This window comes from Rugamonas aquatica (assembly GCF_009380215.1).
Lineage (GTDB): Bacteria > Pseudomonadota > Gammaproteobacteria > Burkholderiales > Burkholderiaceae_D > Rugamonas > Rugamonas aquatica_B.
This window is the reverse complement of record NZ_WHUG01000004.1, coordinates 551,050-573,624: the sequence shown is the minus strand read 5'-3', so window position 1 is coordinate 573,624 and position 22,575 is coordinate 551,050. Positions and strand designations below refer to the sequence as shown.

16 protein-coding genes are annotated in these 22,575 nt (G+C 64.5%); 7 read left to right on the top strand and 9 right to left on the bottom strand.

All coding sequences use genetic code 11. The features are described from left to right. The first annotated feature begins 58 nt into the window (after nucleotides 1-58). Together GEV02_RS13930 and GEV02_RS13925 are read left to right on the top strand one after the other, a co-directional pair. Nucleotides 59-748 carry a PEP-CTERM sorting domain-containing protein gene (locus GEV02_RS13930; RefSeq protein WP_152838513.1) on the top strand — a complete coding sequence of 230 codons (690 nt, stop codon included), beginning with the start codon at nucleotides 59-61 and terminating at the stop codon, nucleotides 746-748. A gap of 102 nt (nucleotides 749-850) precedes the next feature. Then, complete coding sequence (locus tag GEV02_RS13925; RefSeq protein WP_152838512.1) at nucleotides 851-1,747, top strand: NAD-dependent epimerase/dehydratase family protein; 897 nt, start codon at nucleotides 851-853, stop codon at nucleotides 1,745-1,747. A 6-nt stretch (nucleotides 1,748-1,753) separates the two neighbouring features. On the opposite strand, the gene GEV02_RS13920 is transcribed toward GEV02_RS13925, so the two are convergent. Continuing rightward, the gene (locus tag GEV02_RS13920; protein WP_152838511.1) at nucleotides 1,754-3,043 is read right to left on the bottom strand and encodes a DUF945 family protein; all 1,290 of its coding nucleotides are present in this window, start codon (nucleotides 3,041-3,043) and stop codon (nucleotides 1,754-1,756) included. A gap of 326 nt (nucleotides 3,044-3,369) precedes the next feature. Between GEV02_RS13920 and GEV02_RS13915 the strand changes: the two genes are divergently transcribed. Further along, entirely contained in the window at nucleotides 3,370-4,719 is a 1,350-nt protein-coding gene (locus GEV02_RS13915; protein WP_152838510.1) for a reverse transcriptase family protein, read from the top strand. On the opposite strand, the gene GEV02_RS13910 is transcribed toward GEV02_RS13915, so the two are convergent. The 4 genes from GEV02_RS13910 to GEV02_RS13895 form a co-directional block, all read right to left on the bottom strand. Next, entirely contained in the window at nucleotides 4,716-6,485 is a 1,770-nt protein-coding gene (locus tag GEV02_RS13910) for a DUF885 domain-containing protein (protein WP_152838509.1), read from the bottom strand. The genes GEV02_RS13915 and GEV02_RS13910 overlap by 4 nt on opposite strands. Nucleotides 6,486-6,508: 23 nt before the next feature. Next, on the bottom strand, nucleotides 6,509-8,713 hold the full coding sequence (locus GEV02_RS13905) for a two-component system response regulator (protein WP_152838508.1): 2,205 nt from the start codon (nucleotides 8,711-8,713) through the stop codon (nucleotides 6,509-6,511). A 55-nt stretch (nucleotides 8,714-8,768) separates the two neighbouring features. After that, nucleotides 8,769-11,345, bottom strand: a complete 2,577-nt coding sequence (locus GEV02_RS13900) for an ATP-binding protein (RefSeq protein ID WP_152838507.1) — start codon at nucleotides 11,343-11,345, stop codon at nucleotides 8,769-8,771. Nucleotides 11,346-11,473: 128 nt separating this feature from the next. After that, nucleotides 11,474-13,120, bottom strand: coding sequence for a SulP family inorganic anion transporter (locus tag GEV02_RS13895; RefSeq protein ID WP_152838506.1), 1,647 nt, complete (start codon nucleotides 13,118-13,120; stop codon nucleotides 11,474-11,476). Between the two features lie 179 nt (nucleotides 13,121-13,299). Between GEV02_RS13895 and GEV02_RS13890 the strand changes: the two genes are divergently transcribed. Further along, nucleotides 13,300-14,460, top strand: a complete 1,161-nt coding sequence (locus GEV02_RS13890) for a hypothetical protein (RefSeq protein ID WP_152838505.1) — start codon at nucleotides 13,300-13,302, stop codon at nucleotides 14,458-14,460. 7 nt (nucleotides 14,461-14,467) lie between these two features. Here the strand turns inward: GEV02_RS13890 and GEV02_RS13885 are convergent, their stop codons facing one another. Then, nucleotides 14,468-15,037, bottom strand: coding sequence for a TetR/AcrR family transcriptional regulator (locus GEV02_RS13885; protein WP_152838504.1), 570 nt, complete (start codon nucleotides 15,035-15,037; stop codon nucleotides 14,468-14,470). An 89-nt stretch (nucleotides 15,038-15,126) separates the two neighbouring features. Between GEV02_RS13885 and GEV02_RS13880 the strand changes: the two genes are divergently transcribed. Continuing rightward, the gene (locus GEV02_RS13880) at nucleotides 15,127-16,263 is read left to right on the top strand and encodes a thiolase family protein (RefSeq protein WP_152838503.1); all 1,137 of its coding nucleotides are present in this window, start codon (nucleotides 15,127-15,129) and stop codon (nucleotides 16,261-16,263) included. A gap of 3 nt (nucleotides 16,264-16,266) precedes the next feature. On the opposite strand, the gene GEV02_RS13875 is transcribed toward GEV02_RS13880, so the two are convergent. Beyond that, the gene (locus GEV02_RS13875) at nucleotides 16,267-17,736 is read right to left on the bottom strand and encodes a GGDEF domain-containing protein (RefSeq protein ID WP_235922761.1); all 1,470 of its coding nucleotides are present in this window, start codon (nucleotides 17,734-17,736) and stop codon (nucleotides 16,267-16,269) included. A 208-nt stretch (nucleotides 17,737-17,944) separates the two neighbouring features. Here GEV02_RS13875 and ku point away from each other — a divergent pair, with 208 nt between their 5' ends. Further along, nucleotides 17,945-18,814 carry a non-homologous end joining protein Ku gene (gene ku / locus GEV02_RS13870; protein ID WP_152838502.1) on the top strand — a complete coding sequence of 290 codons (870 nt, stop codon included), beginning with the start codon at nucleotides 17,945-17,947 and terminating at the stop codon, nucleotides 18,812-18,814. Here the strand turns inward: ku and GEV02_RS13865 are convergent. Then, a complete protein-coding gene (locus tag GEV02_RS13865; RefSeq protein WP_152838501.1) occupies nucleotides 18,811-19,500 on the bottom strand; it encodes a PEP-CTERM sorting domain-containing protein in 690 nt (229 codons plus the stop codon). The genes ku and GEV02_RS13865 overlap by 4 nt on opposite strands. Before the next feature lie 89 nt (nucleotides 19,501-19,589). Then, nucleotides 19,590-22,019, bottom strand: a complete 2,430-nt coding sequence (ligD, locus tag GEV02_RS13860; protein ID WP_152838500.1) for a DNA ligase D — start codon at nucleotides 22,017-22,019, stop codon at nucleotides 19,590-19,592. A gap of 176 nt (nucleotides 22,020-22,195) precedes the next feature. Here ligD and GEV02_RS13855 point away from each other — a divergent pair, with 176 nt between their 5' ends. Continuing rightward, nucleotides 22,196-22,546: a hypothetical protein gene (locus GEV02_RS13855; protein WP_152838499.1), complete on the top strand. Its 351-nt coding sequence runs from the start codon at nucleotides 22,196-22,198 to the stop codon at nucleotides 22,544-22,546. The last annotated feature ends 29 nt before the right edge of the window (nucleotides 22,547-22,575 follow it).

The following is a 22,575-nucleotide window of genomic DNA, read 5'->3' as shown; positions in this document are numbered from 1 at the left end:
TTTTGTCTATTTTGCTTGTAAAATAGGCACCGTTTTTTATTCCCGTTTAAGGACTACCATGCGATTCACTTCTTTTGCAGCCGCTGTGACGGTTGCCCTGGCACTGGCTCCGGCCGCACAGGCCACCACCTTCGGCTCCAATCTGATCGCTAACGGCAATGCCGAAAACGGCGTCACCGGCTGGAACGCCACGCCGCAGTTCGAAGTCGTCAAGTACGGCGCAGCCGGCGGCTTCCCCTTCCCTGCCGATCCAGGCCCTGCCGACCGTGGCACCTATTTCTTCGGCGGTGGCTACGCGGCGCTGTCGACCGCCAGCCAGATCATCGACCTGTCGTCGCTGGCCGCAACGATCAGCACCGGCGCCGCGCGCTACGACCTGTCGGCCTGGCTGGGCGGCTACGACTCGCAGAACGACAACGCCAAACTGACCGCGACCTTCTACGGCGCCGGCGGCGCAGCGCTGTCCAGCGCCAGCGTGGGCCCGGTCTCCAACTCGGACCGCGGCAACCAGACCGGCCTGCTGCTGCGCGACACCCAGGGCTACATCCCGGTCGGCACGCTCAACGTCGGCATCACGCTGGACCTGACCCGCAACGCCGGCTCCTACAACGACGGCTATGCGGACAACCTGTCCTTCTCCGTGGCCGCCGCGCCAGTGCCGGAAGCCGACGCCTACGCCATGCTGCTGGGCGGCCTGGCCCTGCTGGGCGTAGTCGCCAAGCGCAAGCAGCGCAAAGCTCAAGCCTGATATTTGCCTCTGAATCAATAGTACTTTGCGCCGCGCGGCCTTTTTGCGCGCGGCGTTCATCCCCATACTGTTTGCTTCTCGATTTGATTAAGTGAGCACAGTATGAAAGTATTCATCACCGGCGCAGCAGGCTTCATCGGCGGTTCCATCGCAGCGGGACTGGTACGCGCAGGCCATCAAGTGGTGGGCCTGGTGCGCAAGCCGGAACAGCTGGACGATCTGGCCACCATCGGCGTGGCCGGCGTGGTCGGCACGCTGAACGACCGCGATCTGCTGATCGCCCAGGCACAGGCGGCCGACGCCGTCATCAACGCCGCCAGCAGCGACAACCGCGCCGCCGTCGAAGCCTTCATCGATGCGCTGGCCGGTTCCGGCAAGGTGTTCCTGCACACCAGCGGTTCCAGCATCGTCGGCGACGCCTCCGGCGGCGAAGGCACCGACCGCATCTACCTCGAAGACCAACTCCCCGCCCCCACCGCCGACAAGGCCGCGCGCGTCGCCATCGACGACCTGGTGCTGGCCGCCGCCGGCCGTGGCGTGCGTTCGGCGGTGCTGTGCAATACGCTGATCTACGGCCACGGCGCGCTGCCGCGCGACAGCGTACAGCTGCCACGCCTGCTCAAGCAGGCACGCAAGAGTGGCATCGTGCGCCATGTGGGACGCGGCTTGAACATCTGGTCCAACGTCCACATCGACGATGTGGTCGACCTGTATCTGCTGGCACTGGAAAAGACCGAAGCGGGCGCCTTCTACTTCGTCGAAAGCGGCGAGGCATCGTTCCGCGACATGAGCGCGGCCATCGCCCGCGCACTGAAACTGGGCGACCCGCAGGACTGGCCGCTGGAGCAGGCCAAGGAAGAATGGGGTTATGAAATGGCCTCGTACGGCCTGGGCTCCAACAGCCGCGTGCGCGGTGAGCGCGCACGCAAGCAGCTGGGCTGGGCGCCGCATCGCCCGCCAGTGCTGGACTGGATCGCGGGCGACATGCTGCGCGGTTGAGGCTCGTTACGGTGCCGGCGCCGCAGCAGGCGCCGGCATGCCGGGGACGGCGATGCTCTTGCCGTTGAAGGTGAACTCGCCGTTTTTGAACTCGATGGCCGAACGCAGTTCGTCCTTGTCCATCACGGCATAGCCTTCGTTGACCAACTTGCCGACCGTCGTGGCAGCGAGGTCCTTGGTCGCCATTTCGACCAACTGGGCGGCATCGGGATTCGACCGGTCCACCTTCTTGTCCACCATCACGCGGCACACATCTTTCACCAAGGCCACCGGCAGGCGCACGTCGAAGCGCGCGACGATCTTCCTGACGAATTCCATCGGCGACTTGAAGTCGGCATCCACCACCTTGTCGAAATCGACGCGGCCCTTGATCGACGCCGTGTTGCCGCGATAGCTGGCGCTGATGTCGTCGATCACCAGGCTGGCGCCACTCTTCAACATCTTCTTGCCGAACTCCAGCATCGACTTCATCAGCACCTGCGTCTGCGCGTCTTCCGTCAGGCCGGCGCCCTGCACCTTGGTTATTTCCGTTTCCAGGTCCGGCATCGCCTGCGCCGGCAGGTTAGCCAGGCGGATGCCAAGATTGGCGCGCTCCACGTGGTCGCCGCCGAAAGCTATCGATTGGACGGAGAGACCGTACACCACGTCCACCGTCTTGCCGCGACGCTCGATGTTGACGCGGCCGGCGAGATCTTCAAGCCGCACCGACTCCTTGAGATCCGGGCCGCCAGCGTCCGCCGTGCGTATCACCAGCGAGCCGAGTTTGGCGCTGAAGTTGCTGTACCAGATGCCGCCCGGGCCGCGCACCTGTTTGATATCGCCGCTCAGGTTTTCCAGCATGGCGGCGGTGGCCTTGCCGACGACCGTCGCAGACTGCAGGCTCAGCGTGGTATCGATTCTCGAGCCAGCCTTGTTGGCGACGGATCGGCTATTGAGTTCGGACCATGAAAGCGCTGCGCCATTCGCGTCGAGATAGGTATGCGGCATCAGTTTGGACGTGTAGATCACCTGTCCCTTGGGGCCGGCGCTACGCACCAGCGGGTACGGGCGCTCATTGCCGAAGACCGCTTTCAGCCTGGCCCGCAACGCCGGTGAATAGTCGAATTTCGCCTGGATGTCCATCCGCTTGACGGCGTCGCGTTCGCCGCCCAATGCGCGGTTCAACTCATTGCTTGAGGCGCTGATGACTTCCATGAAGGAGGACTTGGAAGCCGCCGGTGCAGGATCGGCGGCGTGAACGGAGGTAGACGCCAGCAAGGCGCCGGCGATGGTTGCTGCGGTGATCGAAATTTTCAACGTGTTGCCCGGAGGGAGTTGTTATTGTAGGGCCGCGATTCTACACACCGGGTTTCGTCCCAATATACGCGCTTTGTCACTTTAGAATTACATATCGGTTAGCTTGCGAGCGCTGTTGATTATTAATTAAAATTCGGCTACCGTGTCGGCGGGGCGGAACCTTCAAGCCGGCCTGTCTTTGCCTCGTGCAGGGACAGCCTCTACGGGGCTACCCCGTGGGATGTTTAATGTTCAGCACTTCGCCGCATGGGCCGCGTTGCGTTTCCACGCAAGTCAGCCCACGCATCACGAGACTCGTTGAAGGCTCTCCGCTCCTTTCACTGCGCATGAACATCAAAAAACTTAGCGTGTTGGCGCTTGCCGATACGATGCTCGCTTCCGACCGCAACCTGGACACGCTGATCGCGGCATGCGGCCGTGTTTTCGGCGCGCCGCCGCCATGGGCGGCCGAGGTTTGCGCGGCGCTCATTGAACGCACGGGCGAGAACTTCTACTACTTCAGCCGGCACGAGATCGCCGACATCCTGCTGCAACTGCTCACCGGCGATGGCGGCGATGGAGACGAGGAAGAGGAAGCGCCCGCGCCCCTGGAACTGCCGGAAGTGCGCCGCTACTGCGTCGATCCGCCGATCCGACCGCCCAACGATGCATGGGTCGCCGCGCTGGCGCTGCCGGAGCTGTCATCGGTCGGCGACCTGGCCGCCTGGCTGGATGAACCGGTCGGCGCGCTCGATTGGTTCGCCGACCAATGGCGTCTTGCCGGCGACAGGGAATCGCGCCTGCAGCACTATCACTATCGCTGGGTGCCCAAACGCAGCGGCGGCCTGCGCCTGATCGAAATTCCCAAGGAGCGGCTGCGCCGCATCCAGCAAAAGATACTGCGCCAGATCCTGGACCTGCTGCCGCCGCATCCGGCCGCGCATGGCTTCCGGCGCGGACACTCTTGCGTCACGCACGCGGCGCTGCACGCGGATCAGCGCATCGTCGTCCGCATGGATCTGAAAGATTTTTTCCCGAGCATTCAACTGTCCCGCATCCACGCGCTGTTTGAAAAGCTGGGCTACCCGAACAAGGTCGCCGGAGCGCTGGCACGCGTCTGCGTCAACCGCGCGCCGCTTGGCGTGTTTCGCGATGCAGAGGATGGCGCCTCGGTCGCGTGGGCGGAGCGCCAGGCCTTGAAGTCCCCTCACCTGCCGCAAGGCTCCCCCTGCTCGCCGGCGCTGGCCAATCTATGCGCCTACCGACTCGACATGCGCCTCGAAGCGCTGGCGCAGGCGATGGGCGCGTCATACAGCCGCTACGCCGACGATCTGGCGTTTTCCGGCGACCGCGATTTCGCCCGCGCCGCCGAACGCTTTCATCTTCAGGTTGCGGCAATTGCGCTTGAAGAGGGATTCCGCATCAATACCCGCAAGACGCGGCTGATGCGCGAAGGGACGCGCCAGCAGGTGACGGGCGTCGTCGTCAACGCGCATCCCAACATCGCGCGCGACGAATACGACAGGCTGAAAGCCACGCTGACAAACTGCGTGCGGCATGGGCCGGCCACGCAGAACCGCGACAGCCATCCCGACTTCCGCGCCTACCTGGCGGGCAGGATTTCGCATGTGAAGATGGTCAACCCGAGTCGGGCCATCAAACTGCAACGGCTGCTGGCAGCCGTTGCATGGGCCTAGTCCAGGTTCGGATACGGGCTCTTGCCGCCTTCGGCGATGAACAGGTCGATGCGCGCCTCCAGCACCGGCAGCGGCACGGAGCCCAGTTGCAGCACGGTGTCGTGGAAGGCGCGGATGTCGAACTTGGCGCCCAGCGCCGTCTCGGCTTTCTTGCGCGCGTTGATGATGCTCATCTCGCCCAGGTAGTAGGACAGCGCCTGGCCCGGCCACGAAATGTAGCGGTCCACCTCCGTCTCGATCTCGTGGTCCGACAGCGCGGTGTTGTCGTGCAGGTAGTCCTGCGCCTGCTTGCGGGTCCAGCCCTTGCTGTGGATGCCCGTGTCGACCACCAGCCGCGACGCGCGCCACGCCTGGTAGCTCAACATGCCGAACACCTCGTACGGCGTTTCATACATGCCCATCTCCACGCCCAGACGTTCCGAGTACAGCGCCCAGCCCTCGCCATACGCCGAGATATAGGCGTTGCGGAACGGCGGACGGCCCTTCTGCTCCATCGCCACCGGCATCTGGAAGGCGTGACCCGGCGCCGATTCGTGCAGCGTCAGCGCCGGCATCGAGTACAGCGCGCGCGCCGGCAGGTTGTAGGTGTTGACCAGGTAGACGCCCGGGCCGCCACGGCCCGAGGTGTAGAACGGCGCCTGGTCGTCCGGCACCGGGATCACGGCGAAGCGGCGGCGCGGCAGGTAGCCGAAGTACTGGCCGACCTTGGCGTCGAACTTTTTGGCGACCCAGGCGGAGCGCATCAGCAGCTCTTCCGGCGTCTTGGCGTAGAAGCGCGAGTCGGTGCGCAGGAACTGCAGGAAGGCCGGCAGGTCGCCTTCGAAGCCGGTCTGCTTGATTACGTCGTGCATCTCGGCGCGGATCTTCGCCATTTCGCTCAGGCCGATCTTATGGATCTGGTCCGCGCTCATCGCCGTGGTGGTGAACTCCACGATCTTCGACTGGTAGTAGGCTTTACCGTCCGGCAGGCTCTCGGCCGCCAGCTCCTCGCGGGCCTTCGGCACGTAGTCTTCGCGCATGAACTTCAGCAGCTTCTGATACGACGGCAGTATGTAAGCCTGGATCGCCTTCACGCCTTCCGCGCGCAGCGCTTCCTGCTGCGCCGCCGGCATCGTCGCCGGCATGGTCTTGAACGGCAGGTAGAACACCGTATCCTGCGGCGTCTTGGCGTCGGTGACGGAGGTAATCGAGGAGTCGCGGCCGATCAGCGTGACTTTCGGCGGCGTGAAGCCGCGTGCCGCGCCGGCGCGCATATTGTCCATCTCTTCGTTGAAGTAGCGCGGCGTGTCGGCCAGCTGCTTGAGGTAGTCGCGGTACTGCTTCTCGTTGGTCAGCGGCCGGCGCGCGCCCGACGCCATGTTGGACCAGAAGGCCGAATCGGCGTTCAGCGGCTTCTCGTATTCGCGGAACACCTGGCCGGCGATCAGCGCGGCGATCTGCGCCTTGTAAACCTGATAGTTGATGCGCTCCGGCGCAGACAGCTTGTCCTGCGAAATGCCGTCCAGCTTTTTCATCACGCCCTGCCAGTACGCCAGGCGGCTCTTCTGGGTGGCGGCGTCGATGCGCGGCAGCGACGCGGAGACGCCGTTGTCGTCATCTTCCTCTTCTTCCTGTTTCTGGCTGATGCGCCACTTCCACTCCTGGGTGTAGATGGCTTTGAACTGCGCGTCGGCGGGACCGGGCTTGACGGCCGGCGCCGCATCGGCCGCGGCGACGGCTAACAGCATGCATGCGCCGGCGATAGCGGCGCTGAACTTCTTTTCCATAACACTCCAGTGGGAAGGGTTGATCACATGTCCAGCAGATTACGGCGTTCGCGCAGCAGCGCGGTAAAGGCGTCGGCGTTGACGGGGCGGCTGAAGAAATAGCCCTGCATCTCGTCGCAACCGCGTTCGGTCAGGAACTGCACCTGCTCGCGCGTTTCGACGCCCTCCGCGATCACGCGCATGTTCAGGTTGTGCGCCAGCGAGATCACCGACAATGCGATGGCCGCGTCGTTGGCGCTGGTCGTGACATCGTCGACAAACGATTTATCGATCTTCAGCACGTCGATCGGGAAGCGCTTCAAATAACTCAGGCTGGAATAGCCGGTGCCAAAGTCGTCCAGCGAGATGCTGACGCCGATGTCCTTCAGCCGGCGCAGCGCAGCCACCGCCTTGTTCGGATCGCCCATCACCGTGCCCTCGGTGATCTCCAGGCCCAGGTACTCGGGCGCGATGCCGAACTTGCGCAGCGTGCTTTCCACATACGGCACCGTGGCGTCGTTGGCGAACTGGCCGGCGGCCAGGTTGACCGCCACCTTGATGTCGCCCAGGCCCTGGTCGTGCCACACCTTGATCTGCGCGCACACGCTCTCCAGCACCCATTCGCCGATGGAGTTCACCAGCCCGTACTCCTCGGCCAGCGGGATGAAGCGGTTGGGCGGCACCTTGCCCAGTACCGCGTTATCCCAGCGCAGCAGCGCTTCCGCGCCGACCATCTCGCCGGTCTTCAGGCACATTTGCGGCTGGTAGTGCACTTCGAATTCGTCGCGCGCGATGGCGCCGCGCAGCTGGCCCTGGATCGCCAGCTTGTCGCGGATCTCCGCGTCCATGCGCTCGGTGAAGAAGGCGTAGTTGTCACGGCCGATCTCCTTGGCGCGGAACAGCGCCGTGTCGCCGTTGCGCACCAGCTCATCGAAGCTGTCGCCATCGGTCAGGCTGACGGCGATGCCGATGCTGGAGGTGACAGTGATCTGCTGGCCATCGATCACCAGTTCCTTGCGCAGGCCGGCCAGGATCTTCTGCGCCAGCGCCATGGTCGCGCCCAGCTGGGCGTCGTCCGACACGATGATCTGGAATTCGTCGCCGCCCTGGCGGGTCACGGTGTCGCCTTCGCGCACGGTCTCGCTGAGGAACTTGGACACCACCTGCAAGGCCTTGTCGCCCACATCGTGGCCGTAGGAGTCGTTGATGCTCTTGAAGCGGTCCAGGTCCAGGCACATGACGGCCACGCAGCGGTGCTCGCGCTTGGCCGCGGCCAGCGTCTGCTCGAAGCGCTGGCGCGCCAGCAGGCGGTTCGGCAGGCCGGTCAGCGCATCGTGGTTGGACAGGAAATCGATCAGGTGCTGCTCGGCCTTGCGCTCGGTGATGTCCATGAACACCGCCACGTGGTTGATTACGTGGCCCTGCTCGTCCCGCACCACCGAGGCGCTCAGCAGGCCCGGATAGGTGTCGCCGTTCTTGCGGCGCGCCAGAATCTCGCCCGACCAGTGGCCGGTCTTGGCGATCGACTGCGCCATCGATTCGAAGGATTTTGCGTCCGGCTCGCCGGCGTGCAGCAGCGCCACGCTCTGCCCCACCACCTCCTCCGCGCTGTAGCCGGAGATCTGCGTGAACGCCGGATTGGTGGCGACGATGCGTGCATCGCGGTCGGTGACGACGATGGCGTCCTGCGTGGCCTCGAACACCTGGCTGGAGAGCCGCATGAATTCCTCGTTGGCGCGGCGCTGCTCGACCTCCTTTTCCAGCGAGGCGGCCAGCGCGGCCAGTTCGGTGGTGCGTTCGACCACGCGCTCTTCCAGCAGCGCGCGTTCGGCGGCCAGCGCCTGCTGGGCGCGGCCCAGCCGCACGTGGGCGTCGGTGCGGGCCAGGATTTCCTCGGCCTGGAAAGGCTTGGCGATGAAGTCGACGGCGCCCAGCGCGAAGCCGCGCACCTTGTCGTCGGTGTCATGCTGGGCCGACAGGAAGATCACCGGCACCTGGCTCAGTTCCGGCGAGGCCTTCAGGCGGCGGCACACCTCGAAGCCATCGATGCCGGGCATGCGCACGTCGAGCAGGATCAGCTCCGGAGGGCGCGACTGCGCGGTCCACAAGGCCAGCTCGCCGTTCGGCGCCTGACGCACGTAGTAGCCCGCTTCGGTCAGCAGGTCGCTCAGCAGTTTGAGCGAGGCCGGCGTGTCCTCCACGATCAGCACTTCGCCCTTGGTATGTTGTTCCGACAAATCCCGATGCATGTAAAACTCTCTCGCCTGGTTTGCTGCCACGTTGACTGCCACTATGATATACCCGTCAGGCTTGCGCCTCCAGTTCGTTACCCGCCTCGTCCAGCAATGCGCACAGCTGCGGATACTGGTGCAGCCGTATCATGTGCTCGATGCGCTCGACCACTTCCCCCAATTCCTCCGGCAATGGCGCCAGCAACAGCGCCACGCGCGCCAGGTTCAGTTCCTGCAGCGCGGTCTTCAATTGCAGGCGCAGGGCCGGGTCCAGCAGGCCCAGGTCGTCGCGCGAGAGCGGCGACGGCAAGGCCTGGCGGGGGTTGTGGTGGCGGCGCAGGAACTGCAAGCCCAGTTGCTGCTCCAGCACCGCGTACAACTGGTCCTGTTCGACCGGCTTGCGCATGAATTCATCGGCGCCCGCGCCCAGCGCTTCCTCGCGCTCCTCGGCGAAGGCGGACGCCGTCAGCACCACCACCTTCGGCTGCGGTCCGGCGGTGTTGGCGCGGATCTGGCGCGTCGCGCTCAGGCCATCGAGCGCCGGCATGCGCCAGTCCATGAACACCAGGTCGGGATGCCAGACATCGACCATCGCCAGCGCCTGGGCGCCGTCGCCCACCACCGCCACGTCGAAGCCCAGCGGCTGCAACAGGCTTTCCAGCAGCGCGCAGCCGTCGGCATTGTCGTCGGCCACCAGGATGCGGCGGCCGCGCTGCGGCGGCGCCAGGGCGGCCACTTCGTCGTCGCCGTTGTCCGGCGCGCCGTCGGCCACCTGCACCGAGATCGCGAAACGGAAGGTGGCGCCGGCGCCGGGCGCCGATTGCACCGTCAGCTCGCCGCCCATCAGCTGCACGAACTCGCGCGAGATGGTCAGGCCCAGGCCCGTGCCTTCATGCGCGCCCGGTCCCTCGGCCTGGATGAAGGGTTCGAAAATGCGCGCCTGGTCGGCCGGCGAGATGCCGGGGCCGTTGTCGATGACTTCGAATTCCAGCTCGCAGCGGTTGCCCTTCTGCGCATTGCGCATGGCGCCGCGCACGCGCAGCGTGACCTTGCCCTGCACCGTGAACTTGACCGCGTTCGACATCAGGTTGAGCAGCACCTGGCGCAGCTTGGTGCCGTCCACGCGGGCGCCGGGCGGAAGTCCGGCGGCGTCCAGCTCCAGCTCCACGCCGGTCTGGCCGGCGCGCATGCTGACCATGTCCATCACTTCCTGCAGCATGTCCTCCAGGCCGACCACCTCGGTTTGCAGGACGGCGCGGCCGGCTTCGATCTTGGACAGTTCCAGGATGTCGTTAATCAGCGTAAGCAGGTGCTGGCCGGAGCGGTGGATGATGGCGAGGTTGCGCTTCTCTTCCGGCAGCATGTTCTTGGAGTCCGCCATCAGGCGCGAAAAGCCGATCACGGAGTTGAGCGGCGTGCGCAGCTCGTGGCTCATATTGGCGAGGAAGATGCTCTTGGCCTGGTTGGCCGCCTGCGCCTGCAGCACCGCGACCGACAGCGCATTGGTGCGCTCGGCCACCAGGTCTTCCAGGTGGATGCGGTGGCGGCGCAGCTCCTGCTCGGCCACGCGGCTGGCGGTGACGTCGTAATTGACGCCGACCATGCGCGCCGGATGGCCGTCGGCGTCGCGGAAGATCATGGCGTCGCCCTTGATATGGTGTACCGAACCGTCCGCCCACACCACGCGGAACTCGACATCGAATTCGGCCTGGCCGTTCAGCGCCTGGCGCAGCAGCGCCTCGGTGGGGATGGCGTCGTCCGGGTGCATCATGCTGCGCCACAGTTCGAACGGCCGCGCCACCTTTTGGCCCTCGATGCCGTGCAGGCGGTACATCTGCTCATCCCACACCACTTCGTCGCTGGGGATGTTCCAGTCCCAGATGCCGATCGCCGCCGCGCTCGACGCGATCTGCAGCCGCTCCTCGCTGGCGTGCATGGCGACGTAGCGGCTGTCCATCAGGCGCACCATCTCGCGGATCGAGGCGTTCAGCGTTTTCAGCTCGCCGAAGAACCAGTCGCGCGGCGGCAAGGCGCCCGGGTTCTGGCCGGCCTTGACGTTGGCGGCATAGCGCTCGATGGTGGTCAGCGGCTTGAGGATCAGCTGCCACAGCAGCAGGTACAGGCTGGCCACCAGCGTCACCACCAGCACGAAGATCATGCCTGCGATGGTGTAGAGCCGCTGGCGCAGTTGCTCGATCAGGCCCGCCGGCGAGGCGTACACGGTGATGGTGCCGATGTTCTGGCCGCCGGCGACGATGGCGCGCTGCACCGACAGCAGCTCGGGATCGTCCGGCATGCGGGTGGTGGCGACCAGTTGCGCCTGGTCGTTGCGGGTCAGGATGAAAGGATGGTTGCTGGCCACCGGGGCCACGGCGCTGGCGTACAGGTCGCGGTTGCTCAAACCGCTCTTCATGATGGTGACGATCTGGGTTTCGTCGAAGTTCCAGGCCGGCAGCGCGACGGCGGCGGCCAGTTCATCGGCGCTGTTGGCCAGCGTCTTGTGCAGCTGTTCCCAGCGCTGGGCGCGCTCGACCTGGTAGAAGTACAGGGCAAAAGTAGTCAGTACCAGGGTCACCACGGCGGTCAGCGTCACGCTGACGAACACGGCGATCGATACTCTTCCTGCACGACGGGCGAAGCGCTCCAACATCTGAAAACCATTCTTTAGGGTTAGTCTGGGGTACCTTCGACTTAAATCATAGGTTCAAACCGACCCGAAGTCCATGCATTTTATTGCCCAAAAGGATTAAATTACAGGAACAGCAAGATTTTGCACGTTCAAGCAACATCCTTGGCAGTTTGTAAATGGTCGCAGGCGATGGCGGTGCTCAGGAACAGCTGGCCGTTCAATTCGCGCAGCAGCTCGCTGTTGCGCAGGCGGTCCAGCACCGGCCCCTTCACCTCGGCCAGGTGCAGGCCGATGCCGCGCCGCTTGAGGCTCTGGTTCAGTTCCGACATCGCGTACAGCGCCGACGTGTCGATCGAGCTCACCGCCGTCATCACCAGCACCAGATGGCGCGCGCTGGTGTGGGTGGCCAGCTCGCATTCGATGCGCTCGGCCACCGCCTCCATATTGCCGAAGAACAGATTGGCGTCGATGCGCAGCACCAGCAGCGCCGGCTGGGTCTCGGCCGGATAGCGTTCGACATTGCGGAAATGCTCGGTGCCGGCGATGCGGCCCAGCACCGCGATATGCGGACGGCTGGCGCGCCAGATCAGGGTGCCCATCGACAGCGCCACGCCGACCACCACGCCCGCCTCCACGCCCAGCACCAGCACGCCCAGGCAGGTCGCGCCCCAGGCCAGCACGTCGCCGCGGTCGTACTGCCAGGCGGTGCGCAGGATGCCCAGTTCCAGCAGGCCGAGTACGGCGACGATGATGGTGGCGGCCAGCACCGGCAACGGCAGCAGCGACAGCCAGCCGGTGGGCGCCATCAATGCGCAGGCCAGCAGCGTGGCGGTGATCAGGCTGGCCAGCGGCGTGTTGGCGCCGGCCGCGAAGTTGACGGCGGAGCGCGACAGGCTGCCGGTGACGGGGAAGCCGCCGGTCAGCGCGCTGGCGACGTTGGCCGCGCCCAGGCCAATCAGCTCATGGTTGCTGACCAGCTTCTCGTTGCGCTTGAGCGCCAGCGACTGCGCCGCCGACATCGACATCAGGAAGATGATGAAGCCGATCAGCAGGCCAGGTTGCAGCAAGGGCTTCCAGTGCGCGCTGGAGCTGGCGAGGTTGAGGTGAGGCAGGCCGCCGGGGATGGCGCCGGTGGTGCGCACGCCCATCGCGGCCAGGTCGGTGGTGGCCATCAGCACGATGCCGCCCAGGACCACCACCATCGGCGCCAGCTTGGCGGCGATGTCCGCCGCGCCGGCCGGCATGCCGCAGCGTTTCAGCAGGCCCGCCAGGTATTGTTTGGACAGCACCAGCAGCAGCAAGGCCGTAACGCCCATCACGGCGCTCGGCGTGTGCACGTGCGGCAGCTCCGCGCCCAGCAGCGTATGTACTTGGTCGAAGGCGATGACCAGCGCCGAGCCGACGGTGAAGCCGCTCATCACGGGACGGGAAAAGAAGTTGGCCAGGAAGCCCATGCGCAGCACGCCGCACAGCAGCAGCACGGCGCCGGAGATCAGCGCCAGCTGCGCCGCCAGCACGCCGGCCAGCGCCGAGCCGGCAGGCGCCAGCGGGCCGATGACGGTGGCCGTCATCAGCGAGATGATGGCCATCGGCCCCACCGACTGCGTCATGCTGCTGCCGAACAGCGCATAGATAATTGGCGGCAGGATGCTGGCGTAGATGCCGACCACCGGCGGCAGGCCCGCCACCAGCGCGTACGCTGTGCCTTGCGGGATCATCATCATCGCCACCACCAGCCCGGCGGAGATATCGCCGGCCAGCAGTTCGCGCCGGTAGTGCTTCAACCAATGCAGCATTGTGTATCCGTGGTGCTTGAAAATACCGCCAGTCTACGCGATCGGCCCCAGGCAGCCCAGCCCCAAGCACGTTTTTTACATTACGTAATCCGAAAAACGCATAAGAGCGGCGCAAGTGGCAATTGCCAAATTAAAAACTATCGTTTATCGTTCACAGCCGCGTTTCAGAAAAACCGCCCATGATCTCAGGTCTCACGCTACTCTTCCTGCTTATCGCGCTCAACCTGTACGTAGGGACCCGGATTCGCCTCAATGGCGAGACCCGCTTGCAGCAGAACATGGTGATCGCCATGCTGTGGATCGCGCCTTTCGTCGGCCTGCTCTTCGCGCTGGGGCATACCAAACCCGCACTAACGCAAACGCCGGCGGCGGAGCCCTTGCTGCCGGGGACCGTCGCCGGCCCCGCGCCGCTGCAACTGAGCTTTGCCGGACTGCCGCCGCTGGCACTGGCGCCGCATATGCAAACTTCGAACGGCTATCCATTCTTTCGTTGGCAAGCGCTGGAAGAATGGACCGCCGCCCTGCCCGACCCTCAGCGCGCCGTTCTGGCGTCGCAAGTGACCAAAAGAGCATGGCTAAGCCATCTGCGCGACGCCTTCGGTTCCACGCTCCGCTTGCACGAAGCCGATGACGCGTTTGTGTTGTCGCCGCTGGCTAATAACGTGGTCCTGGCGACGGCTGCATATGTGACCACCACGCGCGCGCGCATCAACAAACTGTTGGCGGGGCTGGCGCAATTCCCGGAACACGACAAGAGCGTGCTGGTGGTCGCGCCGGATGAAACCGACTACTATCACTACGTCTCGACCTACTACCCGGACGGCGGTCATTTCGCCGACAGCGGCGGCATGTTCATCAACCACGGTTGCCCGCACTTCGTCGTCGCGCTCAACGACCTGGCGAACATCGAGCCAGTGATTGCGCATGAACTCACGCACAGCGCGCTTGCCCACTTGCATTTGCCGCGCTGGCTGGATGAAGGCCTCGCCGTCAACACGGAAATGCGGCTGACGCGCGGCGGCGGCACCGGATACACCCAGCACCAGCTCCACGCCATGCATCTGGCATTCTGGGGGCCGCAGGAGATGCAGGAATTCTGGTCGGGCGCTTCCTTCTTCCGGCCGGACAATGGCAATCTGCTGTCCTACGAGTTGGCACGCGTCCTGGTCGCACACATGGGCAGCGACTGGGCGCGCTTCAGCAGTTTTGCCCGCGCCGCCGAGCGCTCCGATGGCGGCGCTCAAGCGGCGCAGGATGTCTTCGGCGTCTCGCTCGGCACACTGGTCTGCGCGCTACTGGAAAAGGAATACGATGCCGCGTGGGAGCCGGCAGCCCAATAGGCGCCGGTCAGCGGGTTGGCAGCGACGCATGCACCGCCTGCAGGATTTCCAGCGACAGCGCCTCGTCGTCGACTGCGCGTGACAGCACGATGGCGCCGACCATGGCGGCGTAGGTCGCCACCGCCTGGCGCCGCTGGTCGGCGTCGGCATCGCCGGGCATCAGCGGTTCGAGCACGGCCAACTGGGCACTGACGCCTTCGGTCAGCGCATGCCGCGCCTTGGGGCCGAGGCGCGAGATATCAGCCCCCAGCGAGGTCACGGAACAGCCCTTCGCTGGACCGTCGCGATGCGCAACCGACAGGTAGCCGGCGCCGATCTTGTCCAGCGCGGTGTCCGCGCCCTGCTGCACGTAGCCCTGCCAGCGCTCGACCGAGCGCTTGAGCGCATGCTCGGTGGCTGCGGCCAGCAAATCTTCCTTGGAAGCGAAATGGCCGTAGAAACCGCCGTGCGTCAGGCCGGCGTTTTTCATCAGGTCGGCCACGCCGATGCCGTCATAGCCTTTTTCGCGGAACAGCCGCGCCGCCGTTTCAACGATGCGCTCGCGATTGAGCGCCACTTGTTCTCTGCTTACCTTCATGTCTGTCTCCCCACGGTGCACCTGTTGACATCATACATTATGAGCGTAATATATCAATCATTATGAGCATCATTTAAAGGAGTTAAGCCATGAAAGCTGTCATCAGTGCCTATGCCCGTTCTCCCTTCCACTTCGCCCGCAAAGGCAAGCTGGCCGAAGTCCGCCCCGACGACCTGGGCGCCCAGGTGGTGCGGGGCCTCATCCAGCGCACCGGCCTCGACCCGCGCCTGCTGGACGACGTGATCCTCGGCTGCGCCTATCCGGAATCCTCGCAGGGCAACAACCTGGCGCGCATCGTCGCGCTGCTGGCGGGCTTTCCGCATGAGGTGCCGGGCATGACGATCAACCGTTTCTGCGGCTCGTCGATGTCGTCCATCCACATCGCCGCAGCGCAGATCGAGGCGGGACTGGGCGAGGCTTATCTGTGCGTCGGCATCGAGTCGATGACGATGGTGCCGCAAGGCGGCTTTAACTTCTCTCCCAACCCGCAACTGCTGGCCGAAACCGACGCCTACATCAGCATGGGCGATACGGCGGAAAACGTCGCCCGCAAATACGAGGTGGCGCGCGTTGACCAGGAAAAGCTGGCCTTCCAGTCGCACCAGAAGGCGGCCAGCGCCCGCGCCGCCGGTCTGCTGAAGGATGAAATCGTGCCCATCACCACCGGCACCGGCGAAGTCATCGCCGAAGACGGCTGCATCCGCCCCGGCACCACCGTCGAGGCGCTGGCCGGGCTGAAGCCGGTGTTCGATCCCGAGCACGGCGTGGTCACGGCCGGCACCTCGTCGCCACTGACCGACGGCGCGTCGGCGGTGCTGGTGACGACCGAGGCCTTCGCCCGCAAGCACGGTCTGACGCCGAGCGCGCGCATCGTCTCGATGGCGGCGGTGGGTTGCGATCCTGCGCTGATGGGCATAGGCCCGATTCCGGCGACACAAAAGGCGCTGCGGCTGGCCGGCCTGCAGGCCAGCGATATCGATGTGGCGGAGATTAACGAGGCGTTCGCATCGCAGGCGCTGGCCTGCGTGCGCGAACTGGGGATCCGGCCGGAGGTGTTGAATATCGATGGCGGCGGCCTGGCCATCGGCCATCCGCTGGGCGCCACCGGCGCGCGCATCACCGGCAAGGCGGCGGCGCTGCTGGCGCGCAGCGGCGGCCGTTACGCGCTGGCCGCCCAGTGCATCGGCGGCGGCCAGGGTATTGCGACGGTGCTGGAAAAGATCTAGGCCTTATTCCACCACGTCGATGCAGTTGCGGCCCGCGCGCTTGGCGCGGTGCAGCGACGCATCCAATCGGTCGAGGACAGTAGCGCTGCCCTCGTCCCCGCCCACCTGGGTCACGCCCAGGCTGACGACCAATTCGGCGGTGCGCGGCAGGTCCGCTTCGGCCAGCGCGCCGCGCAGCTTTTCCGCCAGGCGTTTGGCGTCGGCCGCCGTGGTGTGGGTGGCGATAATCAGGAACTCTTCGCCGCGCATGCGCGCCAGCAGGTCCGAGGTGCGCAAGCGGCTCTTGACCACGTCCGCCACCACGCGCAGCGTCTGGTCGCCGGCCGGGGAACCGTATAAATCGTTTACGGATTGGAAGCTGGCGACATCGAAGGACAGCACCGCCAGCGGCAGGCCGTAACGGCGCGCGCGGCGGATTTCGTTGTCCAGCATGTCCTCGCCGGCGCGGCGGTTGGCGGCGCCGGTCACGCTGTCTACGGTGCTCAGTTGCGAAATCTGGCCGGACAGTTCTTCATTCCGGTGCTTCAACTCGCTCATGCCCAGGCCGAAGCTGACAAACTGCGCCAGGCTGCTGAAGCAGGCGAACTGCTCGCGCGAGAAGGTGATGTGACGGTCGAACATCAGGCAGATCGCGCCCAGCTCCGGGCCGCCCGGCTCGGCGCGCAGCGGCAGCGCCAGCACCATGCGCACGCAGCGGTCGTGCAGCGTCATCGCCAGTTCCGGATCGCCGGCTTTTTCCGGTGCGTCCAGCAGCACCATCTCGCCACGCGCCACCGCCAGCAGCGGCGGGAACACGTCGCGCAGCGGCGATTGCAGCAGACGGTCGCGCCGCTGCAGCAGGCGCGCCAGGTCCAGGTGGTTGCGCGATTCCTGCGCCACCAGTTGCAGGTCGCCCCGCTCTTTCATGTGCAGCACGGCCGTATGGCGCACGCCGGGGAAATTGCACAGCGCCAGGCAGATCTGGGCCGACATCGATTCGATGCTGTCGATGCCGCTCAGCGCCCGTTGCAGGCTGCGCTGCACGCCCAGCAGGTCGCGCAGTTCTCTTTCCTTGTCCAGCAACTCTTGCTGCAGGGCGGCGGCGGCATCGGCGGGTACCGCCAGCGCCTGCTCCACGGCCTGTTGCAGCTCGTCGTTGAGTACCGGGCAGATGCGGTAGTCGAACTGGCCGTAGGTCATCAGCTCGGGCAGCCAGGCGCTGTGCTCGTAGGCGCACAACACCAGCACCGGCGCACCCGCGCGGCTGCGGATCAGCGCGCCGACGCCGGCCAGCTCGCTCAGCTGCTCGTAGCCGTTCAGGTCCAGCACCAGCAAATCCACGGTGCGCTTGCCTAGCGCCGTCGCGGTCGCCTCGACATGTTCGGTCATCGTCAGCTGGGAGAACATCTCTCCGCAGCAGGATTGGAACTCCGAGCGTCGCTCGCCATTGGCGTTAAAAAACACGCCTACGCTATTGGTCCTGTCCGGCATCATGTTGCTCCTACGCATGCTTTTAATATAAAAAATGTATCCCCCCAGTAGTGTGCCATAAAGTTCATAATTAGCAATATTTTTTGTACTAAAGATCAGATTATTTCCTCAGGCAACTTGTTTTGCGTCGCAGTATTGACGCATATCTGTGAGCAAGCGCACCGTCTTTGCGCTCCGCGCGGCCAATACTGTCTGCTTCGAGGAGAACATCATGGCGACACGTGCGTTATGGAAAGGCGCCATCAGCTTCGGGCTGGTGCACATTCCGGTCGAACTGTATTCCGCCGTGCAGGAGCACGAGCTGGATCTGACGATGCTCGACCGCCGCGACTTTTCGCCGGTCGGCTACAAGCGCTACAACAAGAACACGGGCAAGGAAGTGAGCTGGGACGATATCGTCAAAGGCTATGAGTACGAGGACAACGAGTATGTGGTGCTGTCCGACGAGGATCTGAAACGCGCCAACGTCGAGGCCACGCAGACCATCGATATCCAGGCCTTCGTCGACGCGGCCGATGTGCCGCTGACCTACTACGAACAGCCCTATTACCTGGCGCCGTCGCGCGGCGGCGCCAAGGTATATGCGCTGCTGCGCGAGACGCTGCGCAAGGCCGGCAAGATCGGCATCGCCACGGTGGTGATACGCACCAAACAGCACCTGTGCGCGCTGGTCTGCGTCGACGACAAGATCGTGCTGAACACGCTGCGCTACGCGGCCGAGATCCGCAGCGCCGAGGAATTGAAGCTGCCGCCGGCGACCATGAAGGCGGCCGGCATCAGCGACAAGGAGCTGCAGATGGCGCTGTCGCTGGTCGAAGGCATGAGCGAAGAATGGAAGCCGGAGCGCTACCACGACACCTACAAGGATGACGTGCTGGCACTGGTGAAGAAGAAGGTGAAAGCCGGCCAGACCAAGACCATCACCGCCGCCGAACCGGAAGCCCGGGCGGCCAAGTCATCGAATGTGGTGGATCTGGTGGCGCTGCTGCAGGACAGCCTGGGCAAGCGGCCGGCGAAAACCGGCCGTGCATCGAAAGCGAAACCGGCCGCCAAAACGACCAGGCGCGCGACGGCGGCTTAGCGGCGGCGTGCTTTCCAGCCCAGCAGCATCAGGCCGGCCAGCAGCATCGCATAGGTTTCAGGCTCCGGGACCGGAAGCGGCACTTCGGTGACGGTGATCGAAGTCAGGGCACCGTTGGCGCCCATCATGGCGTGGGTAGCGGTGGACGAATACGTGTAGTAAAAGCTCGACTGGCTGAAGCCGGAGAAATCCAGCTCGCCAGGCATGGCCGAGGCGTTGAAGACCTGGCCGGACTTGTCGAAGAAACTCACCGCCATCATCTGCGACGCAAAGGCGTTGGCCGACACATTGGCGATGCCAAAACCATCTGCCCCGCCCAGCATGGTCGCGTTATTGGCGACCTGCACATTGGTGCTGCTGTAGGTGGCGTCGGCCAGGCCGATGCTGCTGCCGCCTATGCTGGCGCCCAGGCTGTTCTGGGCCGCAGGCGCCGCGTACATGGCGCTGCCGCCGACGTTGCTGAACAAGGCGGTCTCGGTGTCGTAGCTGAAATGGCCGGTGATGATGTCGCCGATCGAAACCGTGCTGCCCGACAGGCTGCTGGAAGCAACCGCGCCGCCGGTGAAGGTCAGCGGCGAGAATTCGACCATTTCCTGGATTTTGGCTGTGAAATCAAATTGATAGACGGTAGCGTGGGCAGAGCCGAGCATGGTCAGACCGGCTAACAAAATGGGCAGCTTTTTCATCTGGGCGTTTCCTGGATATGTATCGAGCCAGCATTAAAACATTCACAACACCTATTGTCAATATTAAATTATAATTTCATTACGGAAACTCACTCGGACGCCCCGAGCATCTTCATCGCTGCCGCCAGCCCCTTGGCGGACTTGGCGTAATCATCCCAGGGCGCATTGCCGACATCGAGCCGCGCATGCACGTTGCCGATGTTCCACTGGTCGGCGCCGCGCAGGCCCTCCAGCTCATCCCAGTCCAGCGGCACCGAGATGCCCAGGCCGGGCCGGCTGCGGGCCGACCACGCGGCCACCGTGGTGGCGCCCCGCCCGTTGCGCAGATAGTCGATGAAGATCTTGCCGACACGGTTGCGCGGGCCGCTCTTCAACACGAAACGCTCGGGAATCTGCTCGGCCATGTGCGCAACGATGGCCTGCGAGAAGGCCTTGACATCGTCCCAGCCGTAGCCCGGCCTCACCGGCACCACCACATGCAGGCCTTTGCCGCCGCTGGTTTTCAGGAAGGCCGGCAGGCCCAGATGATCGAGGAAGGCGCGCATCAACTGCGCCGCCTCCTGCACCTGCCGCCAGCCGACGCCCTTGCCCGGGTCCAGGTCGAACACCATGCGATTGGGCTTGTCGTAGCTGGAGGCGTTGGCGTTCTGCGTGTGCAGTTCGACCACGTTCCACTGCGCGGCCGACAGCAAGCCTTGTTCGGTCGAGATTTCCAGCATCGGCGCATGGTCGGGATCGAGCGCGGGGTCCAGGTGTTTAACGCCAGGCAGCTTGCCGGTCTCGGCATGCTTTTGGAAGAACAATTCGCCACCGACGCCGTCCGGCGCGCGCACCAGCGATACCGGGCGTCCCTTCAGGTGCGGCAGCATCAGCGCGGCGACCAGCGCGTAGTAGCGCACCAGCGCGATCTTGGTGGCGCCGCTTTGCTTGTCGATGACGCGGTCGGGATTGGTGATCTTGAGTGTGGCGGGCAGCTTGCCCTGCACTGTGCTTGCGGTTTGCATGTCTGCTTGCTCCTTAAGATGGGCCGGCGTCTCGCGCACGATGGCGTCGGCCTTCTTGTCCTTGCGTAGTCCTTTGAAGACGGCGTGACGGATCGAGCCCGCGCGCGTCCACTCGCCGAAGCTCACTTCCGCCACCAACACCGGCTTGAGCCAGTGGGCTTTGTGGTCGATCTCGCGGTTGGGGGCAAAGGGACTATGCGCGGCGGCCAGCTTGTCCATCTTCGATTTCACGTCGCGCAGCGTGGCGGCGTCGAAGCCGCTGCCGACGTTGCCCGCGTATTGCAGCTTGCCGTCCTTGTCGTAGGTGCCGAGCAGCAGCGAGCCGAAACCGCTGCGCGAGCCTTGCGGATCGGTGTAGCCGCCGATGACGAACTCCTGCCGCTGGCCGCATTTGAGCTTGATCCAGCTGTCGCTGCGGCGCGTTGTGTAGCGGGCGTCACGGCGCTTGCCGATGATGCCTTCGAGTCCCATGCTGCATGCGGCAGCGATCATCTCTTCGGGTGGCGCGTTCAGCGCGGCGCTGAAGCGCACCGTGTCGGTGGACTTTTTGTCGAGCAGCGCTTGCAGGATGGCTCGGCGTTGTTCCAGCGGCGTCTCGCGCAAATCGCGGCCGTTGTGGAATGGGATGTCGAACAGGAAGTAGACGATGTCCGCCGGATTGTCTTCGTCGAAGGCGTTTTGCAGCAGACCGAAGTCCGGGCGGCCGTTATCGTCGTGGACCACGATTTCGCCGTCGTACCAGCCGGAGGGCAGCTTCATTTTGGCGAGGGCGCCGCGCAGGTTGGGCAGGCGATGGGTCCAGTCGTTGCCGTTGCGAGTGACCAGGCGGATGTCCTTGCCATCGATGCGCGCCAGCAGGCGGTAGCCGTCGAACTTGATTTCGAATAGCCAGTCTTCGGGCGAGGACGGCAGCGCATCGACCAGCGTTGCCAGCTGCGGTGACAGCGTTTCCGGCAAGTCGGCCGGCGGCTGCAGCACCTTGACGGAATCGGGCATTTCATCGACCACGCTGAATTCGGCTGCGGGACGGGCGTAGTCGTCCTTCTCCTTAATCAACAGCCACGGTTCCTGCTTCTCGCCCTTGCCCTTCATGCGGACCAGCGCCCAGCGTCCGTGCATCTTGTGCCCCGCCAGTTCGAACTTCAGGCTCCCGGCGGCCAAGGCCTTGCGCGGATCGCCCTGCGGCCGCCATACGCCCCGGTCCCAGATGATGACTTTGCCCGCGCCGTACTGTTTGGGCGGAATCGTGCCTTCGAAGTCGTTGTACGAAATCGGATGATCCTCCACATGCACGGCCATGCGCTTGTCGTGCGTGTCGTAGCTGGGGCCTTTGGGCACGGCCCAACTCAGCATCACGCCGTCGAGCTCCAGGCGGAAATCGTAGTGCAAGCGGCTGGCCCAGTGTTTTTGGATGACGAAGGCCAGCGCCTCCCCGCCCTCCTCGCCTCCGCCTGCCGGCTCGGGCGTGATCGCGAAGTTGCGCTTGGACTTGTAGGTTGTAAGCGAGTCTCCCATGCCGCCAGCGTATGCCCGGGCGGCGGGCGATTCCGTGCGCTGGCGAACATGTAAGCAATCTGGCGAGCTTGTAAGCGATTGTAAAGGCCGTCAACGACAGCGATCCGGGCCGCGTTTTTCGCTCAGTGACACGGGAATTGTCCCGGCTCTAAATCAACCTGAATGAGGATTTCATCATGAACAAACTTATCGCTACCCTGATCGCCGGCCTGTTCGCTACCGCAGCTTTTGCACAGACCCCAGCCACCGCGCCAGCCGCTCCAGCAGCAGCCGTCAAAGCAGAAGCCAAGGAAACCAAAGTCGTCGCCAAGGCAGACGCTAAAGAAACCAAGGCCGCCGTCAAAGCCGAAGCCAAAACCGCCAAGGTAGAAGCCGAAGCCAAGAAAGATGTCGCCGTCGCCAAAGCCGACGAAAAAGCCGAAAAGGCCGACGCCCACGCCAAGGCTCACAAAACCAAAGCCAAGGCACACGCCAAGGCCGAGAAAGCTGAAGCAGCAGCTACCCCTGCTCCAGTCGTCACCAAGTAATTCCGCAGTACGCGGTGGCCCCCAGCCCA

What these genes read in the sequence shown, in the direction of transcription:
- GEV02_RS13875 (WP_235922761.1), bottom strand. Translation starts at nt 17,736, where the DNA reads ATGATGCCGGACAGGACCAATAGCGTAGGCGTGTTTTTTAACGCCAAT.
- GEV02_RS13865 (WP_152838501.1), bottom strand. Translation starts at nt 19,500, where the DNA reads ATGAAAAAGCTGCCCATTTTGTTAGCCGGTCTGACCATGCTCGGCTCT.
- GEV02_RS13895 (WP_152838506.1), bottom strand. Translation starts at nt 13,120, where the DNA reads ATGCTGCATTGGTTGAAGCACTACCGGCGCGAACTGCTGGCCGGCGAT.
- GEV02_RS13900 (WP_152838507.1), bottom strand. Translation starts at nt 11,345, where the DNA reads ATGTTGGAGCGCTTCGCCCGTCGTGCAGGAAGAGTATCGATCGCCGTG.
- GEV02_RS13910 (WP_152838509.1), bottom strand. Translation starts at nt 6,485, where the DNA reads ATGGAAAAGAAGTTCAGCGCCGCTATCGCCGGCGCATGCATGCTGTTA.
- GEV02_RS13880 (WP_152838503.1), top strand. Translation starts at nt 15,127, where the DNA reads ATGAAAGCTGTCATCAGTGCCTATGCCCGTTCTCCCTTCCACTTCGCC.
- GEV02_RS13855 (WP_152838499.1), top strand. Translation starts at nt 22,196, where the DNA reads ATGAACAAACTTATCGCTACCCTGATCGCCGGCCTGTTCGCTACCGCA.
- GEV02_RS13925 (WP_152838512.1), top strand. Translation starts at nt 851, where the DNA reads ATGAAAGTATTCATCACCGGCGCAGCAGGCTTCATCGGCGGTTCCATC.
- GEV02_RS13890 (WP_152838505.1), top strand. Translation starts at nt 13,300, where the DNA reads ATGATCTCAGGTCTCACGCTACTCTTCCTGCTTATCGCGCTCAACCTG.
- ku (WP_152838502.1), top strand. Translation starts at nt 17,945, where the DNA reads ATGGCGACACGTGCGTTATGGAAAGGCGCCATCAGCTTCGGGCTGGTG.
- ligD (WP_152838500.1), bottom strand. Translation starts at nt 22,019, where the DNA reads ATGGGAGACTCGCTTACAACCTACAAGTCCAAGCGCAACTTCGCGATC.
- GEV02_RS13915 (WP_152838510.1), top strand. Translation starts at nt 3,370, where the DNA reads ATGAACATCAAAAAACTTAGCGTGTTGGCGCTTGCCGATACGATGCTC.
- GEV02_RS13905 (WP_152838508.1), bottom strand. Translation starts at nt 8,713, where the DNA reads ATGCATCGGGATTTGTCGGAACAACATACCAAGGGCGAAGTGCTGATC.
- GEV02_RS13885 (WP_152838504.1), bottom strand. Translation starts at nt 15,037, where the DNA reads ATGAAGGTAAGCAGAGAACAAGTGGCGCTCAATCGCGAGCGCATCGTT.
- GEV02_RS13930 (WP_152838513.1), top strand. Translation starts at nt 59, where the DNA reads ATGCGATTCACTTCTTTTGCAGCCGCTGTGACGGTTGCCCTGGCACTG.